We start from the raw sequence: 17,511 nt of genomic DNA on the forward strand, positions 1-17,511 counted from the left end.
CACGCATGTCTGCATTCACCCCGTCCCGGCTGGCACTGGCCGGCCTGATCAGCCTGCTGCTGGCCGGCTGCGCCATCGGCCCGGACTATACCCGGCCCAAGATGGACATTCCGGCAACGTACAAGGAAGACGGCCGCTGGAAAACCGCCACCCCGCAAGATGCCGCTCCGCGTGGCAACTGGTGGGTGGTGTATCAGGACCCGCAGCTCGATAGCCTGATGGACACCCTCAACCGGCAAAGCCCCACCATTGCCCAGGCCGAGGCCAACTACCGCAATGCCCGCGCCTTGCTGGATCAGGCCGAAGCCAGCCTGTGGCCCACCATCAGCAGTACCGCCAGCAAAACCCGCGGAGTAACAACAGCGGGTGGCAGCGTCAGCAATCAGTACAATCTGTCCGCCAGCGCCAGCTGGGAAGTGGACTTGTGGGGTACGGTGCGCCGTGCGGTGGAGGCGGGCAATGCCAAGGAAGCGGCCAGTGCTGCCCAGCTGGCGTCCATCCGCCTGAGCAGCCAGGCCCAGCTGGCGACTGCCTATCTGCAACTGGTGGCTGCCGATGTGCAGCTCAAGCAATTGCAGGACAGCGAGGCCAATCTGCTGCAAAACCTGCAGCTCACCCGCAACCAGTTTGCCGTGGGCATGGTGTCGGACGATGCCGTGGCGCAGGCGGAAAGCAGCTGGAAAACCGCTCAGGCCGCCCGCGTGGACAAGCAGCTGAGCCGTGCCCAGCTGGAGCACGCCATCGCCGCCTCGCTGGGTGTGGCCCCGGCCAGCTTCACGCTGCCGGTCAGCAAAACCCTGCCCCATCTGCCACAACTGCCAGCCGGCCTGCCGTCCACCTTGCTGGAGCGCCGTCCGGACATCGCGGCGGCCGAGCGGGCGGTGGCACAGGCCAATGCCGAAATCGGCATTGCCAAGGCCGCGTTCTTTCCCACGCTGAACCTGACTGCCAGCGGCGGTTACAAGAGCAGCAGCTTTGCCGACTGGGTAAGCCTGCCCAACCGTATCTGGAGCGTGGGGCCGCAACTGGCGCTGACGTTGTTTGACGGTGGCTTGCGCCGCGCACAGACCGCCGCAGCCGTGGCCAGCTACGACGCCAGCGTGGCCAGCTACCGCCAGACCGTGCTGTCCGCTTTCCAGGCCGTAGAGGACAATCTGTCGGCCCAGGCGCTGCTGGACGAGGAAATGCAGTACCAGCAAGCAGCGCTGGCAGCGGCGCAACGGGCGGAAACCATTGCGCTCAACCAGTACCGCGCCGGGGTGGTGAGTTATCTGAATGTGCTGACTGCGCAAAACAGCCGCATCAGCGCCGAAAACAGCCTGTGGACCCTGAAAAACCGCCAGTACACCGCCAGCGTGGCCTTGATTGCTGCTCTCGGTGGTCAGTGGTAGCTTCCGCCATTTTTCCCGCAAAAACAGCCCGTCACGACGGGCTGTTTTGCATCAGGCAAGCCGCTGGCTGAGGGGGCTCAGAACGGCCTTCTGCCGCTGATGGCAGCGGGAGGCTGCACGCTCCATTCGCTGATCACCAGATAACCATCCTGCACGGCAAACAGCATGGACAGGTCCACGCTGCGCAGCAGTGTACCGGGCGTGTGGCTGTGTGGCTCCAGCCAGCCGTGGGCGCGATGCACCACAAAGCCCACACCATTGGCCTCGGCCAGGCAGTTGATATCGCCAAAGGCGCGCAACTGGCGCAGGATGGCGTCCAGCGGGCCGCGCAGGTTCAGCGTGCGTTCGGCATCGCTCCAGCGTGGCCAGTAGCTGCCAGCCCCTTGCGGCTGGGCCTGTTGCCACAAACTGGCGAAATTCGCGATGACGCGGCGGCCCAGTTGCTCCAGTGCCAGCTGGCATTTCCACTCCAGCGTGGCCAGGGTTTCGTCGGGGCTCAGGGCAAACAGTTGTTGATCCAGCAGCGCGCCGCTGTCAAAGCGCGGCTCCACCACATGGCAGCTCACTCCCCATTGGCTGCGTTGCTCCAGAATGGCGCGCACCAGCGGAAACGGCCCGCGTGCTTCCGGCAGCGGCGAGGGGTGGAAGTTCACCGCATGGGGCAGATAAGGCCGCCAGTCCGGTACTTTCCAGTCATAGCTGCCCAGCAGCAGAGCTTCGCAGCCCTGGTCGGCCAGTGCGGCCAGGTCCGCCTCGGTCAGCGGCGACAGCTGCACGGGAATGCCCAGCCGGGCCGCGTGTTCCACCACCTGCCGGTTGTCGTGGATCTTGCCATCCAGCGGGCAGGTGAAGATTTTCAACGGCTGCCAGCCGGCCAGCAAGGCAAGGTCCAGCAGCACCTTGAAACGGTCGGTCAGGGTAATGGCAAAGCGCATGGCGGCATCCAGATGTGAATCAGGCTGACAGATATACCAGCATCCACGGTGGGCCGGGCCATCCTGGCAAACACCTTAACAATTCTGCTCAGCATGCTCCGGCAGACGGCGGCGGGGCCGGATGTACGCTGCCAGCGCCATCACTGCTGGCTGGTGTGGCGGACACCGCCTGTTTGCGCAGGCGGCTGGGGCGCAGCTGGCCGCTGGCTTCCAGCGCCGGATAGGCGGTGGCGCACAGATGGGAGTGGATGCGCTTGAAGTCGCGCAGGATATCCAGATGCAGCGAACTGGTTTCCAGGCTTTCCAGCCGGCCTTCGCGCAGCCGCGCCATATGGCTTTCCGCCGCATTCATTTCCAGTTCACGCACCCGGGTTTTTTCGTCCAGCAACTGGCGTGCCGCCTTGACGTCGCCGGTCAGGAACACGGTAAACGACAGCTTGAGATTGTCGATGATCAGGCGGTGAAAGGCCTCCAGCTCCTGTGCGCCCTCACGCGAGAACTGCAGCTGATGCTTGATCTTCTTGTTGGCCAGCTCCATCAGGTTCTTGTCGATGATGTCGCCGATATGTTCCAGATTGATCGACAAGGCCATGATTTCCATCGCCCGCCGCCCTTCGGCTTCATCCAGGCTGTCGCGGGTGAGCTGCACCACGTATAGCTTGATGGCCTCGTACAGGCTGTCCACCGCGTTGTCGCGTTGCGAAACCGCCAGTGCCAGCTTGCGGTCATTGCCCAGCAATACCTGCATGGATTCGCGCAGCATGGTTTCCACGATATCGCCCATGTGCAGGGTTTCGCGGGCGGCACAGGCCAGCGCCACGCTGGGCGTGCCCTGCACGCTGGCATCCAGATACAGCGGCTGGGCCGGGTCGTCCGCGGCCTTGCTGTCCGGCAGCCAGCGGCACAGCAGGCGTGACAGCGGCTGGATGGGCGGCAGGAAAACCAGCGCCACCACCACATTGAACAGGGTATGAAAATCCGCCGCCAGCCGCGCCGGATTGTCTTCCAGCGGCGTCAGCCAGCCCAGTAGCGGTGCCAGCAGGGGCAGGAATAGTGCACAGCCCGCCAGCCGGGTGAGCAGATTGCCCGCCGGCAGTCGGCGGTGCGCCGGATTGCTGCTGGACAAGCCTTCGATGAAGGGGTTGAGCGCGCTGCCCAGATTGGCTCCCAGAATCAGCGCACAGGCGGCCAGTGGCGGAATGAAGCCGGAATAGGCCAGCGACATGGTGAGCAAGACCGTGGCCACACTGGAATGCGCCAGCCAGGTCAGCACTGCGCCCAGCAGCAGGGTGAGCAGCGGCTCGCCGGTAATGGCCGACAGGATTTCGCGCACCAGCGGCGCGTTTTCCGCTGGGGCCAGGCTGGTCAGCAGCAAGTGCAGCGACAACAGCATCAAGCCCAGGCCAATGGCCACCCGGCCCAGATCACGCCACCGTGCATCACGGCTGCGCTTGAACGCCACCACACCCAGCACCAGCAGCACGGGCGAGATGGCGGAGGAGTCAAACGACAGCAGCTGCACAATCAGCGTGGTGCCGACATTGGCCCCCAGCATCACCGCCAGCGCCGGGGCCAGCTCCACCATGCCGGAGGCAGAGAAGGACGACAGCATCAGCGCGGTAGCGGTACTGCTTTGCAGCAGGGCGGTAATGCCCAGCCCGGCCAGAAAAGCCTGCAAGCGGGTGCGCAATACCGTGGCCATCACCCGGCGCAGGCTGGCACCAAAAGCGCGCACGATGCCGCTGTGCACCATGTGCAGGCCCCATAGCAGCAGCGCAACGCCGCCCATCAGGTCCAGAAGGATGGAAGTGACCAAGGTGTTCTCCCCGACGGTGTATTGCCAGTACCGCCCGCTATGCGTATTGGCCGGAGGGCCGTGCAGCCATCCTGCCAGTGTAGGCAGGGGCGGGTGGCGGAATCTGACAGCAGGCGACCTGTTGTTGTGTAAATCCGTAGCAAATGCCGTGCCGGCAACTGATTTCGGTATACCTCACCCACCACACAAGCGCCATGTGGACTTTGCAGTGCAACACGAAGCTGCGCCGTGCTTTGACGCATCCGGCACCCGCTATACAATGGGCGGCTCTTTATCCACAGATAGCCACCTGTTGCGCTGCATCAGCCCGATGCCGCCTGCCGGGTGCCAGGCCTTCCATGTCTCTTCGTCCTTCCTCCAGCGTGAATGCTGGCAGTTACCGTCCCGATATCGATGGCCTGCGTGCACTGGCCGTACTGGCCGTGGTGCTGTTCCACATTGGCGTGCCGGGCTTTGGCGGCGGTTTTGTCGGGGTGGATATCTTTTTCGTCATTTCCGGCTTCCTGATCAGCGGCTTGCTGCGGCAGGAACTGCTCAGTCAGGGCCGCATCGACTTCAAGGCCTTCTATGCCCGGCGTTTTCGCCGCCTTGGCCCGGCGCTGTTGCTGATGGTATGCGTGGTGTTGCTGCTGTCCTACTTTGTGCTGTTGCCGGACGACCAGAACAAGCTTGGCCGGGAAATCCGCGGCGTGGCCCTGCTGTCGGCCAACCTGCACTTCCTCCAGCATGCGTTTGACTATTTCAATTCCGCGTCCGACCTCACCGTCATGCTGCATACCTGGTCGCTGGCGGTGGAGGAACAGTATTACCTGGCCTGGCCCTTTATCATGTGGGGGCTGTACCGCCTGAATGGACGTCAGCCAGACAAGGTGGCGCGCAGCCTGCCACCCTTGCTGTGGCTGATTTTTGTTGCTTCGCTCGGCTATTGCCTGTGGCTGTCCTATCACGAAACCCCGCGCGCCTTTTACCTGATGCCCACCCGCGCCTGGGAATTCGCCGCCGGTGCGCTGCTGGCCATCACCCCCGTGCCCGCAGGCTGGAAACCGCGTGCTGGCGTGGCCAGTGGTATCGGCTTGCTGTTGTTGCTGGGCTCGGTGCTGGGCCTGAACGAAGCCATGGTGTTTCCTGGCGTCATCGTGCTGTTGCCGGTGCTTGGCAGCGTGCTGTTTCTGCTGGGCGGCCAGCTGAATGCGGACAATGCCGTCAGCCGTCTGGCCGCACGTCGGCCCTGGACCGACATCGGCATCCTCTCTTACGGCTTTTATCTGTGGCACTGGCCGTTGCTGGCGCTGGGCCGCTACTGGGGCCTGGGTGAGCGCAGCCTGCCGCGCGACCTGCTGTTGGGCGGGGTGCTGGCCTTGCTGCTGGCCTGGCTGAGCTATCGCTATGTCGAGCAGCCCATCCGCCAGAAAAAACTGCGCGCCTTCACCGCCACCAAGGCCACGCTGTGGAGCGGCTTTGGCATGATCGTGGGCATGTGGCTGCTGGGCAATGTGGCCATGTTCCTGCTGCCACGCGCGCCGTGGTCCGGTCATCAGGCACTGTTGCAAGCCAAGGGTGATGCCATGGCCATGCACGGCAATTGCGCCATGCCCAGAGACGGCCTGCCCTTGTCGCCGGTGGCGCAGTGCGTGGAAGGCCAGCGCAATGGCCCGGTCCGACTGCTGGCCTGGGGCGATTCGCACACCGACCACCTGATGCCGCTGTATGAAACCCTGGCGCAGCAACAGCATATTGCCATCCTGCGCCGGGTGTATCACGGTTGCCCGCCACTGCCGGATGTCACCCCGGTGGGCGAGGGCAAGCTGCGCACCTGGTGCACCAACTTCTCCCGTGCGGTACGGGACGAACTGCCGCAGCTCAAGCAACAGGGCGTCAGCGGCGTGCTGATGAACGTGCGCTGGAGCGGCTATGCCGCGCTCAACAAACCGGGTGAAAACAGCATTGCCGTGGTGGCTGCCGGGCAGAACGGCATGCCGGACAGCGTGTGGGACAAACAGGTGGGCGTGGCACCGCTGGACCGAGCCACCTCGCTGGCCGTGCTGCAACAGGCACTACAGCGCAATGCCGCTTACCTGCAGCAACTGGGGCTGAAGCTGGTGCTGGTATTGCCGGAGCCGGAAATGCAGCGCTCGCCGCCCGAGTGCGTGATCCGGCTGGGGGCTGCCGCCTGCAATGTCAGCCGCCAGCACGCCGAGGCAGAGCGTGCCGACGTGGTGGCCATGCTGCGCAAGGTGGCCAGCCAGGCGCCGAATGTGCGCATCTGGGATGGTTTCGACCATTTCTGCGATGCCAGCACCTGCTACGCCAGCCAGAACGGCCACATCCGCTATCAGGACAAAAACCACATTACCGCCAGCATGGCCCGCTCCATGGCGGCCGATTTCAAACCGGTATTCGACTGGGCCTTGCAGCCGCTGGCCAAGCCCTGAAGCCATCAGCCCCGATAAAGCAAAGCCGCCAGTGATGGCGGCTTTCAAACCCCCTCTCGTTTTCTGAAAGAAAAGCGAGGCATCCTTACAGGGTAAGGGCGGGGGGATTGGGATTAGATAGACAGGCTGTGTGGCCGCATTAACGGCATAGTTGCTTAGCTCACTCTGCACTTCGGCACCCGGGGCCGGTTCACGCACCACAAAGGCCAAGAATCAGCCGCACCAGTGCAAGAATGGACCTCCAGCCAACAAGCCCGCCATACTTGCATCATCAAGCGCAGCGTTGCCAGCTTCGGCAAGCCTGGCCACGCCGGAAACAAGAGAGGGCCACACCATGCTCCGGGAACTGGAAATCGTCGAACAACTGATACTGGGCCAGGACCCGCTACACCGAGGCCAGGCCCTGCACACCCCGAAAGACCCGGCGCTGGACCAGGCCCGCGCCAACTACTACCAGCAGCTAAAACGGGTAAGCAAGCAACACGCTGCCCAGCCCGTCCCGCCATCTGTCCCGGCCCGTCCCGGCCACAGCCGCGCTGGCGAGCGCTGGAGCATTGCCGAAGACAACCGGCTGAGCGCGCTGTGGGAAACCTCCAGCACCGTCACCAGTGCCGAACTGGCAGAAAAGCTGGGCCGCAGCCGCGCCGCCATCCTCGCCCGGTTGGTGAAGCAAGGCTATTTTGCCGACCAGACCAGCGCCATGCAGGCCGATGACCAAAGGCTGGAACAAGCCGGCCAGCCCGCCTGGTGGGCCAGCCAGCCGCCGCCGTTGCCACTGCCGGACCTCGACCAGCCACCTGACAGCAACCCAAACGCCGGCAAAGCCTGGAGCGCCACCGACGACGCCCGGCTACGTGCCAGCTGGCACAACCCCGCCGCTCCCGACTGCGCCAGCATCGCCCAAACCATGGGCCGCAGCCGCGCCGCCATCATCGCCCGGCTGGTGCGTATCGGCGAATATCCCGACCGCGATGCGGTACGGGCGGCGGACAGGGAGAGGGGAAGCAACTTGGGGCAGGATGATTGAATGCTGGTAACGACAATAGCTTGCTGTAGAGCATCACGTAAAAAAAGCCGCAAACCCTTGTTGGGTGCGGCTTTTGTGGATTTTTTCGGACTTCGCTGGAACTGCAAGTGGTGCCCCCGACAGGAATCGAACCTGTAACTGCCCCTTAGGAGGGGGCCGTTATATCCATTTAACTACGGAGACCTAAATCCGGATCAGGCGTTGCGGTCCACCGACAGGCGGGCCAGTTCTACCAGTGCCTGTTTCACCGGGGTGTCCGGCAGGTCGGCAATGGCGGCCACGGCTTGTTCGGCGGCTTTGATGGCTTCGTTTTTGGCGTAGCCCAGCGCGCCGCAGGATTGTACCGCAGCCAGTACATCGTGGAAACGGTCGCGGCTGGCGTTTTCCAGCGCCTGGCGTACCACGTCGGCAGCGGCGGCATCACCCTGGCGCATGGTGTAGATCAAGGGCAGGGTGGCCTTGCCTTCGGCCAGGTCGTCACCCAGGCTTTTGCCGATGGTGTCGGCGTCGCCGCTGTAGTCCAGCACGTCGTCGATGATCTGGAAGGCGGTGCCCAGGTACATGCCATAGTCGGCCAGGGCCTTGACCTGGGCGTCGCTGCCCTGGGCAATCAGCGCGCCCACGCGGGCGGATGCTTCAAACAGCTTGGCGGTCTTGTACTGGATGACTTGCAGGTAGTCTTGTTCGGACAGTTCGGTATTGCCGATATTCAACAGCTGCAGCACTTCGCCTTCGGCGATGATGTTGGTGGCTTCGGCCATCACCTGCAGAATCTGCATATTGTTGGTGGTCACCATCATCTGGAAGGCGCGAGTGTAGAGGAAGTCGCCCACCAGCACGCTGGCAGCATTGCCAAACAAGGCATTGGCGGTTTCGCGGCCACGGCGCATGTCGGATTCGTCCACCACGTCGTCGTGCAGCAAGGTGGCGGTGTGGATGAATTCAATCATTGCCGCCAGCTCGTACAGATGTTCACCCTGGTAACCCAGGGCCTTGCCGGACAGCAAGGTCAGCACCGGGCGCAGGCGTTTGCCACCCGCGGAGATGATGTATTCCGCCACCTGGCGGATGAGAACTACGTCGGAGTGCAGACGGGCGCGAATGACGCGGTCTACGGTCTGCATGTCTTCAGCGATCAGGGTACGGAATAACGGGGTGGACACGGTTTTAGCCAGTTGTTGGTTTTTAGCAGAGCCAGAAGCGCGGAATGTTACCAGAAAAGCCTTGCAGACAGCCATTCCCCGTCTGGGTGTGCGGCTAAACTGATGAAATTATTGACAACTTTTTGTACCCTGCGTATAGTTTCGCGTTCTTCTTCGCGAGATGCGGGGAAGATTCCCTCTTTAGGAGCTATGCGAACGTATGCGGTCATAAAAACCGGCGGCAAGCAGTACAAAGTTGCCATCGGTGAAAAACTCAAAGTAGAACAGATACCTGCAGACGTCGACAGCCAAATCGTACTCGAAGAAGTGCTGATGGTCGCTGACGGTGAACAGGTTGTTGTAGGCGCCCCGCTGGTTGCTGGCGCTACCGTTACGGCCACTGTTGTTTCCCACGGTCGTGGTGACAAGATCCGCATCTTCAAGATGCGTCGTCGTAAGCACTACCAGAAACATCAGGGTCATCGTCAGAACTTCACCGAAATCCGCATCGACGCGATTTCGAAGTAAGGATAAACAGTCATGGCACACAAAAAAGCAGGCGGTAGCTCCCGCAACGGTCGTGACTCCGAAGCCAAACGCTTGGGCGTTAAGGCTTACGGTGGCGAACTGATTCCGGCAGGTTCCATTATCGTTCGTCAGCGTGGTACCCGTTTCCACGCTGGTGAAAATGTTGGTCAGGGCAAGGATCACACCTTGTTTGCCAAGGTTGACGGCTATGTTCAGTTCACCGTTAAAGGTGCTCTGCAACGCAAGATCGTTACCGTGGTACCGTACACCGGTGTAGACGGCGAATAATCGCTTTCTGCAGACAAGAAAGCCCTATCCTGTGAGATAGGGCTTTTTTTTATCCGGCTTGTCCATGTGGCAGGCTTGGCGAGGGGCAAGGCGTGAAGGCTGGTGCAGCACATGGCCAACCTTGACGCCTGACTCCTCAAGGAGGATCTATGAAGTTTATCGACGAAGCCCGGATTGAAGTTTTTGCAGGTAAGGGCGGCAATGGTGCCGCCAGTTTCCGCCGGGAAAAATACGTGCCGTTTGGCGGCCCGGATGGTGGTGATGGCGGCAAGGGCGGCAGCGTGTTTGCTGTGGCCGATGAAAACGTCAACACCCTGGTGGAATACCGTTTTGTCAAAAAATACCTGGCGCAGCATGGCGAGCGTGGCCGCGGTGCCGATTGCTACGGCAAGGGCGGTGACGATATCGAACTGCACATGCCGGTGGGCACGGTGATTACCGACCACGACACCGGCGAGCTGGTGGCCGACCTTACCCATCACGGCCAACGGGTGATGATTGCCCGCGGTGGCAAGGGTGGCCTGGGCAATATCCACTTCAAGTCCTCCACCAACCGTGCGCCGCGTCAGAGCACGCCGGGTGAAGAGGGCGAACAGCGCACGCTGAAGCTGGAACTGAAAGTGCTGGCTGACGTGGGCCTGCTGGGCATGCCCAATGCCGGTAAATCCACCTTTATCCGCTCGGTATCGGCGGCACGTCCCAAGGTGGCGGATTATCCGTTTACCACCCTGCACCCCAATCTGGGCGTGGTGCGCATGGACGATACCAGCAGCTTTGTGATTGCCGATATTCCCGGCCTGATTGAAGGCGCGGCGGAAGGTGCGGGCCTGGGTCACCGCTTCCTCAAGCATCTGCAACGTACCGGCCTGCTCTTGCACATTGTGGATGTGGCACCGTTCGACCCTGATGTCGATCCGGTACGCGAAGCGCGCGCGATTGTGTCCGAGCTGGAAAAGTATGATGCCGAGCTGCACGGCAAGCCGCGCTGGCTGGTGCTGAACAAGCTGGACATGCTGCCGGAAGAAGAGCGCGAGCTGACGGTATCGGCCTTCCTGGAAGCCTATGGCTGGCCCAAGACCCAGCCGGATGACAGCCTGGGGTTTGATGTGGACACCCCACGCGTGTTTGCCATTTCCGCACTCACCCACGAAGGCACGCGTGAGCTGGTGCGTGCCATCGACAATTATCTGCGCATCATGCGCGCTCGTGCCCGTGCTGCTGCGGAAGAAGCCGAACGTCAGGCCGAAGAGGCCCGCCTGGCACGCAAGGCGGCAGCCCGCGCCCAGCTGGAAGCGGCTGAAGCGGCCAAGGCGGCAGCTGCTGCGGCCAAGGCTGCGGGCGAAGAAAGCTAAGCCAGCGTCAGGTAGAACAGCCGGTTTCCAGAAGAAACCGGCTTTTTTTCGTCTGTTACATGGCATGTGCGGGTTTGCACTTTGAAAATTTGATGTCGCACGGCAAAATAAGCTACGTAGTTTTACGTGGGTTTGTTGTATTTTGTACTCAAAAATACAATCGAATGCGACTTGCTTTTCCAAATATGGGTGCATGCGCGCCCAGCTGTCCTCTCCGGTCAGGGTGGATGCGTTATTTATCCTGTATCCGGAGTCGTGCTTCTGGACAATTTGCGCTATTCATATAACCATTGCTGCCAATCGGCCCTGCCCGCCCACAAGGCAGGGGGCTGATGCAGCGTATCGGTATGTTGCGGTGGCAGGGGCTGCCCGGCATGGTGTTAACAATAAAACCAAGCAGTAAGGAGAAGTTTGATGAGAAAAGTGATTACCGCCGTTTCTCTGGCACTGATGGCCACTTCTTTTGGCGCTTTCGCCAAGGACTGGAAAGAAGTTCGTTTTGGCGTTGACGCCAGCTATGCTCCGTTCGAATCCAAGGCACCCAATGGTCAGCTGGTGGGTTTCGACATCGATCTGGGCAATGAAATCTGTGCACGCATGAAAGCCAAGTGTGTATGGGTGGAAAACGACTTCGACGGCATGATCCCGGCCCTGAAGGCCAAGAAATTCGATGGCGTACTGTCTTCCATGTCCATCAATGAAGCACGTCTGAAGGAAATCAATTTCTCCGCCAAGCTGTTCAATACCCCGACCCGCATGGTGGCCAAGGCTGGTTCCGGCCTGCAGCCGACTGCCGCCTCCCTGAAGGGCAAGCGCGTTGGTGTTGAGCAAGGCACCATCCAGGAAGCCTATGCCAAGGCCCACTGGGCTCCGGGCGGTGTAGAAGTGGTTCCGTACCAAAACCAGAGCCTGGTACTGGCCGACTTGGCCTCCGGTCGTCTGGATGCCTCGCTGCAAGATGCCATTCAGGCTGACGAAGGCTTCCTGAAAAAGCCGGAAGGCAAGGGCTTCGCCTTCGCCGGTGGCAACCTGAACGACCCGAAAACCCTGGGTACCGGTGCCGGCATCGGCCTGCGCAAGGAAGATACCGACTTGAAGGCAGCCATCGACAAAGCGATTGCCAGCATCCTGAAGGACGGTACCTACAAGAAAATCGAAAAGAAATACTTCACGTTTGATGTATACGGCAAATAAGTCGTAACACCGACAGAGGCACCGCGCCCCGTTGCAATTTGCCGGGGCGCGTTTTCATCACGGCTGCGGAGGAGATGCGTAACACCCACTGTTACGTCCGCCGCCAATCGCTGACACTTACGCCAATGCTGCAAAGGCATGCTTTCGCCAGCTCCCGCCGGGATCAGGTGGTGGCAGTCTGCGCCCGGGCAGTTGTACAGCGATAACAACATACAGGGGAAACGGCCATGTTTCTGGATGGATTCGGGCCTATCATCCTGGACGGTGCATGGATCACACTGGAACTGGCAGTCATGTCGTTGCTGGTGTCCTTCATCATCGGTCTGGGTGGCGCTGGCGCCAAGCTGTCGAGCAATCCTGTGCTCAAGGGCATTGCCACGCTTTACACCACATTGATTCGCGGCGTACCGGACCTGGTACTGATGCTGCTGATCTTCTACAGCCTGCAAATCGGCATGAATCATCTGACCGAATGGCAGGGCATGGAGCAGATCAACCTCAACCCCTTTGTGTCCGGTGTGTTTACCCTGGGCTTCATTTACGGGGCCTATTTCACCGAGACCTTCCGCGGGGCCTTCCTGTCTGTACCCAAAGGTCAGATCGAAGCTGGCATCGCCTATGGCATGAGCGGCTGGCAAACCTTTTCCCGTATCCAGTTTCCGCAGGTGATGCGCTTTGCCCTGCCGGGTATTTCCAATAACTGGCAGGTGATGCTCAAAGCCACCGCCCTGGTCTCCATCATCGGCCTGTCCGATGTGGTGAAGGCATCCATTGACGCGGGCAAGAGTTCGTACAAGGTGTTCTTCTTCACCGTGGTGGCCGGTGCCATTTACCTGATTCTGACAACGATTTCCAGCCTGGTGCTGATGTGGCTGGAACGCCGTTATTCCACCGGCGTACGGGAGGCAGATCTGTGATCGACATCATCCAACAATACTGGAAAGCCTTCCTGTGGACGGATGGCTATCACCTGTCGGGCCTGGCCGTCACCATGTGGCTGCTGGTGATTTCCATTGCCTTTGGCTTCTGTGCCTCCATTCCGCTGGCCATTGCCCGCGTGTCCAAATCCAGATGGCTGTCCAGCCCGGTATGGCTGTTTTCCTACGTGTTCCGTGGTACACCGCTGTACATCCAGCTGCTGTTCTTCTACACCGGCATGTACAGCCTGGATGTGGTGCGCGATGTGGACATCCTCAACCACTTCTTCCGCGAAGGGTATAACTGCACCATTCTGGCCTTCGGCCTGAATACCTGCGCCTATACCACCGAAATCTTCGCCGGTGCCATCAAGGCCACCCCTTATGGCGAGATCGAGGCTGGCCGCGCCTATGGCATGAACAGGTTCACCCTGTATCGCCGCGTGATCATTCCGTCCGCGCTGCGCCGCGCCCTGCCGGCCTACAGCAACGAGGTGATCCTGATGCTGCATGCCACCACCGTTGCCTTCACCGCCACCGTGCCGGACATTCTGAAAGTGGCGCGTGACGTGAATGCCGCCACCTATGACTCGTTCAATGCCTTTGGCCTGGCCGCATTGATTTACCTGTGTATCACCTTTGTTCTGGTGGCCCTGTTCCGCAAGGCGGAAAGCAAGTGGCTGGCGCACCTGCGCCCGATGAAGGCCTGAGTTACCCGCAAGGATAAAAGATGGAAAAGCTAGTCGTTAAAGACCTGCACAAGAGCTATGGCAGCCACGAAGTGCTCAAGGGTATTTCGCTCAAGGCCAAGGCCGGCGATGTAATCAGCATCATCGGTTCCTCCGGCTCGGGAAAAAGTACCTTTCTGCGCTGTATCAACTTTCTGGAAAAACCCAACGCCGGCAGCATCAGCCTGGGCGGCGAGGAAATCCGCCTGCAAAAAAACAAGCAGGGCGAACTGATACCGGCCGACCAGAAGCAGCTGCAGACCATGCGCTCCAAGCTGGCCATGGTATTCCAGCATTTCAATCTGTGGGGCCACATGACGGTGCTGGAAAACGTTATCGAAGCACCCATTCACGTGCTGGGTCTTTCCCGTGACGAAGCCATTGCCCGCGCCGAAAAATACTTGCGCAAGGTAGGGCTGGATGCCCAGGCCCAGGCCAAGTACCCGGCGCATATGTCCGGTGGCCAGCAACAACGCGTGGCCATTGCCCGTGCGCTGGCGATGGAGCCGGAAGTGATGCTGTTTGACGAACCTACCTCGGCGCTGGACCCGGAACTGGTGGGCGAAGTGCTGAAGGTGATGCAGACCCTGGCCGAAGAAGGCCGCACCATGGTGGTGGTGACCCACGAGATGGGCTTTGCCCGCAATGTGTCCAACCACGTCATGTTCCTGCACAAGGGGCTGGTGGAAGAAGAAGGCCACCCGGACGAAGTGTTCGGCAATACCAAGAGCGAACGCCTGAAGGCTTTTCTGTCCGGCAGCCTGAAATAAGTTATCTGTTTTTAAAAAAGCAAAACGGCCCATTGTGAGATGGGCCGTTTTTTGCGCTTGCCGTTTTAGCGACTAAGCGCCGCCAGTAACAGGCTGTGGCTTGGCCGCGTTACAGCCGACCATACCAATCCGGAACCGCCGGTATCTGGCAGCGTTTCTCCACATCCGGAATATCCCGCTGGTAGTCCTTATTGGTTTTGTCATTGTACAGAATGGTACGCAGCCGGAAATAACTGGCATACGGCTCGCGGTTGCCGGTGCTGGCCACCATGAACCAGGCCCGTGAATCGTGAATGTGCTCATCAAACAGCGCCAACAAGAGCGGGTCTGCCATCAGCTGGGCATACATCTGCTCGCTGTGGCGCAATAGAAAGACCGATTCATAAGCATGCTCCGGCGCCATGGACTGCATGCTGCCAATGCCAACCAGACGCAGCAGCCAGTCTTTCCAGGTGAACGTCCCCACCCTGGGGGGCGGTGGAATGGTTTGCCAGGCGGGGCGCTCGCCTTTTATGGCCAGCGGGTCGGGTACGGCAATGGCCTGGCCTTGGGCGTTGTAGCGCGGCTCCACTTTTTTCCAGTGCAGATAATGCACCCGGAATTCCTTGGCCGCATTGCGCAACTGCGATTTATCCATGCTGGGGTCAAAATCCTTGGCGTAAGACGGCAGCTTGTCACTTACCTGCTGGCCGGTGGCCGGGTTGCGCACCCCGCTGGGCATGGGCTGCTGGGCCACTTGCTGCTGCGCCCGTTCCAGTGCGCGCTGGTCGATTGCTTTGCCTCGCTCCCAGCGGGCGGTATTGTCGGCCTGCACCTGTTGCAACCGGGCCTGGGCCGCATCGCTGGCGCAGGCCTGCTCCCAGGACTGGCGTGCCCAGCGGATTTCTTCAGGGCTATCCTCCGGAATGCTGCGGTAATACGGCAACTGCTCCTGCGACACCCCGCCTTCCCCGCCCAGGCCGCCGGCATAGCGGGCAATGCGCCAGGCGGTCATCAGTGCAGTCTGGCGGGCGATGATGCGTTCCACCGTGTCTTGCTGGCAGTCCTGCCGTACGGCCCAGGCATTGAAGCGTTGGATGAGGGATTTATTGACATCGAAAGTGTCACGAACTTCGGTAGACATCCAGCGCCAACTCTCGATAAATTCGATGCTGGCCTGCGTGTCGATAAACACCTGTTTGGGCAGTGTTAACGGCGCGCCGGCGTGAAAAGCAAACAGATACATGCGGCGCAGGGCGATCTGCGACAGCTGGGAGCCAATACCGTCGCGTGCCTTGCCCTGTTCACCCAGGCCATAGCCACCGCCCACGTCGGAATGCACGCCGGGGTAGACAAATTCCCCCAGGTGGCCGGGCGGGTAGTGGCCCGTATCCCAACGGGTGGAGTCCAGCGGAAAGCAGATGCGCTGCTCGTGCGCCGATACCAGGTGCACATGCTGGCCGATCAGGCCGGGGGCATCCGGCAGCGGCATGGTGTCGTCCGCCCAGCCCATATGGCCCAGCGCCGGGGCGGTCAGCGCGGCCAGGCCCACCGATGCCACGGTATCAAACAGGCCAATAAACGGAATCTTGATCGGTATGCCAAACAGCGTATAGCCACCGTCATCGCCACGCTCACACATTTCATGCAGCCAGTAGACAAAGGTGCGCGCCTCGGCCGCCCCGCGCGAAAAGCCATACACATACACTTTCAGGCAGGCCACGGTAGGCACTTCCTGGTTCTGTCGGTGGGTGAGCACCTTGGCCAGGCCCAGCTGCATCGCCTCCTTACGCCGCCAAGCTGCCGGCCAGTTACGCTTTTGTTGCTGCCACTCATCGTTGGGGTCATTTAACGGGGGAAACTCCATGGCGCTGGCAATGTTAAATGCTTCCTTAGCAGTCAAATCATTCGGATATCGATCAACATCCGGGCTGATGGTGCGTTGCAAGGCATCAATCAAGCGGGTAAAGCCCCAGTGAATACGCATCTGGCCACCGGCGGCATATTTCAGGCCCGCAGGCGACGGCCCATCCTCCTTGATCTCGCGAAACTGGGTGCCCACCCCTTGCAGGTAATAGGCAAAAAAGCCATCTTTTGCGGCGCTTTTCCCCTGAATGGCGGCACGGAACAGCCGGCCAATATTGGAATGGTTGTTATGCGCTTCGTCGGTGTACAGATGGTTATTGGTGCCATCAAAAAACAGCGAGACATTGCATACCATGCCACAGGGCGGCGGCCTGCGTTTGACATGGGCTGCAAAGTAAAGCGCATCCATTTCCCGGCTTTGGCTCATGCGGTTGGCGCGCAGCACCTGGGCATCGCTGGGGAAGGCATCACGTGTTTCATCCCAGGGTGGGGCGGTGTGGGCAGGGCTTAAGGTTGTTTCGGACATTGTTGTGTCATCCCGTATTTTTGAAGAATGTCTTTGTCATCGGCGCGGGCGATGTAGCCGGATTCACGGCAATCAATCACCACTCTGACCTGATCACAAGGGAAGAAAACGAGTGCAATCCCGCAGGTATCGCCGTAGGGGGGGAGTTCCACCTGCGCGCTGAGGCGTTGGTAGGTGGCTTCTTTCTTTTTCATGTATTCCTTAAATTTCTTCTTCTCCTTGTCAATATTGGGTGCGCAATCCAGACAGGCGTCAGGATCTTTAAGCCAGCGCACGGTGGCGATCATGCCGGGATACCACTTCTTTGGCAGGCTGGCGCAGCACACCTCACCTCCAGCGCCAGGCGCGCCCGTGCGGCCGATGAAGTCGAATTCGGCATCCAGAATGGTGTAAATTTTCCCGGTCAGGTCATACACGCGCACCGGTGCGCCGATCAGGCTGAAGGAGGAGGCGCTGCCGGCGCAGGCGGTCAGCAGGGCGAGCAGGCAGCTGGCCAGCAGCCGCCGTCGCCTGCGTGGTGGCGGTGGACGGGGCTGGATGGTGCTGTGCGGGTTTACGGTGTGTTGGGGCATGACTTTCCTTCCATTGCGGCGGCTTGTTGCCGCCATTGGCTGACCAGG

General features: G+C 60.6%; 15 protein-coding genes and 1 tRNA gene. 10 read left to right on the plus strand and 6 right to left on the minus strand.

Annotation, left to right across the window (positions count from 1 at the left end; translation table 11 throughout):
• Nucleotides 1-5: 5 nt before the first annotated feature.
• Entirely contained in the window at nt 6-1,391 is a 1,386-nt protein-coding gene (locus QVF59_RS02730; RefSeq protein WP_287877244.1) for an efflux transporter outer membrane subunit, read from the plus strand.
• A 77-nt stretch (nt 1,392-1,468) separates the two neighbouring features.
• Here the strand turns inward: QVF59_RS02730 and QVF59_RS02735 are convergent, their stop codons facing one another.
• Nucleotides 1,469-2,326 carry a formyltransferase family protein gene (locus tag QVF59_RS02735; protein WP_287877245.1) on the minus strand — a complete coding sequence of 286 codons (858 nt, stop codon included), beginning with the start codon at nt 2,324-2,326 and terminating at the stop codon, nt 1,469-1,471.
• An 88-nt stretch (nt 2,327-2,414) separates the two neighbouring features.
• Entirely contained in the window at nt 2,415-4,142 is a 1,728-nt protein-coding gene (locus QVF59_RS02740) for a Na/Pi cotransporter family protein (RefSeq protein WP_287877246.1), read from the minus strand.
• Between the two features lie 338 nt (nt 4,143-4,480).
• Here QVF59_RS02740 and QVF59_RS02745 point away from each other — a divergent pair, with 338 nt between their 5' ends.
• Together QVF59_RS02745 and QVF59_RS02750 are read left to right on the plus strand one after the other, a co-directional pair.
• Complete coding sequence (locus QVF59_RS02745) at nt 4,481-6,574, plus strand: acyltransferase family protein (RefSeq protein ID WP_287877247.1); 2,094 nt, start codon at nt 4,481-4,483, stop codon at nt 6,572-6,574.
• 334 nt (nt 6,575-6,908) lie between these two features.
• On the plus strand, nt 6,909-7,601 hold the full coding sequence (locus QVF59_RS02750; RefSeq protein WP_287877249.1) for a helix-turn-helix domain-containing protein: 693 nt from the start codon (nt 6,909-6,911) through the stop codon (nt 7,599-7,601).
• A 108-nt stretch (nt 7,602-7,709) separates the two neighbouring features.
• On the opposite strand, the gene QVF59_RS02755 is transcribed toward QVF59_RS02750, so the two are convergent.
• Together QVF59_RS02755 and ispB are read right to left on the minus strand one after the other, a co-directional pair.
• Nucleotides 7,710-7,784: transfer RNA gene (locus tag QVF59_RS02755), tRNA-Arg, on the minus strand.
• An 11-nt stretch (nt 7,785-7,795) separates the two neighbouring features.
• On the minus strand, nt 7,796-8,764 hold the full coding sequence (gene ispB, locus QVF59_RS02760; protein WP_287877251.1) for an octaprenyl diphosphate synthase: 969 nt from the start codon (nt 8,762-8,764) through the stop codon (nt 7,796-7,798).
• Nucleotides 8,765-8,953: 189 nt separating this feature from the next.
• Between ispB and rplU the strand changes: the two genes are divergently transcribed.
• The 7 genes from rplU (at nt 8,954) to QVF59_RS02795 (ending at nt 14,520) form a co-directional block, all read left to right on the plus strand.
• Entirely contained in the window at nt 8,954-9,271 is a 318-nt protein-coding gene (rplU, locus tag QVF59_RS02765; protein ID WP_287877263.1) for a 50S ribosomal protein L21, read from the plus strand.
• Nucleotides 9,272-9,283: 12 nt separating this feature from the next.
• Nucleotides 9,284-9,559: a 50S ribosomal protein L27 gene (rpmA, locus tag QVF59_RS02770; RefSeq protein ID WP_045847787.1), complete on the plus strand. Its 276-nt coding sequence runs from the start codon at nt 9,284-9,286 to the stop codon at nt 9,557-9,559.
• A 149-nt stretch (nt 9,560-9,708) separates the two neighbouring features.
• Nucleotides 9,709-10,911 carry a GTPase ObgE gene (gene obgE, locus QVF59_RS02775; RefSeq protein WP_287877255.1) on the plus strand — a complete coding sequence of 401 codons (1,203 nt, stop codon included), beginning with the start codon at nt 9,709-9,711 and terminating at the stop codon, nt 10,909-10,911.
• A 414-nt stretch (nt 10,912-11,325) separates the two neighbouring features.
• Nucleotides 11,326-12,105: an ABC transporter substrate-binding protein gene (locus tag QVF59_RS02780; RefSeq protein ID WP_159874783.1), complete on the plus strand. Its 780-nt coding sequence runs from the start codon at nt 11,326-11,328 to the stop codon at nt 12,103-12,105.
• Between the two features lie 227 nt (nt 12,106-12,332).
• On the plus strand, nt 12,333-13,022 hold the full coding sequence (locus QVF59_RS02785; RefSeq protein WP_159874784.1) for an ABC transporter permease: 690 nt from the start codon (nt 12,333-12,335) through the stop codon (nt 13,020-13,022).
• Nucleotides 13,019-13,732: an ABC transporter permease gene (locus QVF59_RS02790; RefSeq protein WP_159874785.1), complete on the plus strand. Its 714-nt coding sequence runs from the start codon at nt 13,019-13,021 to the stop codon at nt 13,730-13,732. The genes QVF59_RS02785 and QVF59_RS02790 overlap by 4 nt, the downstream gene beginning before the upstream one ends.
• A gap of 20 nt (nt 13,733-13,752) precedes the next feature.
• Complete coding sequence (locus QVF59_RS02795; RefSeq protein ID WP_159874786.1) at nt 13,753-14,520, plus strand: ABC transporter ATP-binding protein; 768 nt, start codon at nt 13,753-13,755, stop codon at nt 14,518-14,520.
• Between the two features lie 109 nt (nt 14,521-14,629).
• Here the strand turns inward: QVF59_RS02795 and QVF59_RS02800 are convergent, their stop codons facing one another.
• Nucleotides 14,630-16,891 carry a T6SS phospholipase effector Tle1-like catalytic domain-containing protein gene (locus QVF59_RS02800; protein WP_287877260.1) on the minus strand — a complete coding sequence of 754 codons (2,262 nt, stop codon included), beginning with the start codon at nt 16,889-16,891 and terminating at the stop codon, nt 14,630-14,632.
• The coding region (locus QVF59_RS02805) for a DUF3304 domain-containing protein (RefSeq protein ID WP_287877261.1) at nt 16,873-17,511 on the minus strand (639 nt) is incomplete at its 5' end. The genes QVF59_RS02805 and QVF59_RS02800, both read right to left, overlap by 19 nt.

Origin of the sequence: Aquitalea sp. (assembly GCF_030150775.1) — a bacterium.
In the GTDB taxonomy this organism is placed as follows: domain Bacteria; phylum Pseudomonadota; class Gammaproteobacteria; order Burkholderiales; family Chromobacteriaceae; genus Aquitalea; species Aquitalea denitrificans.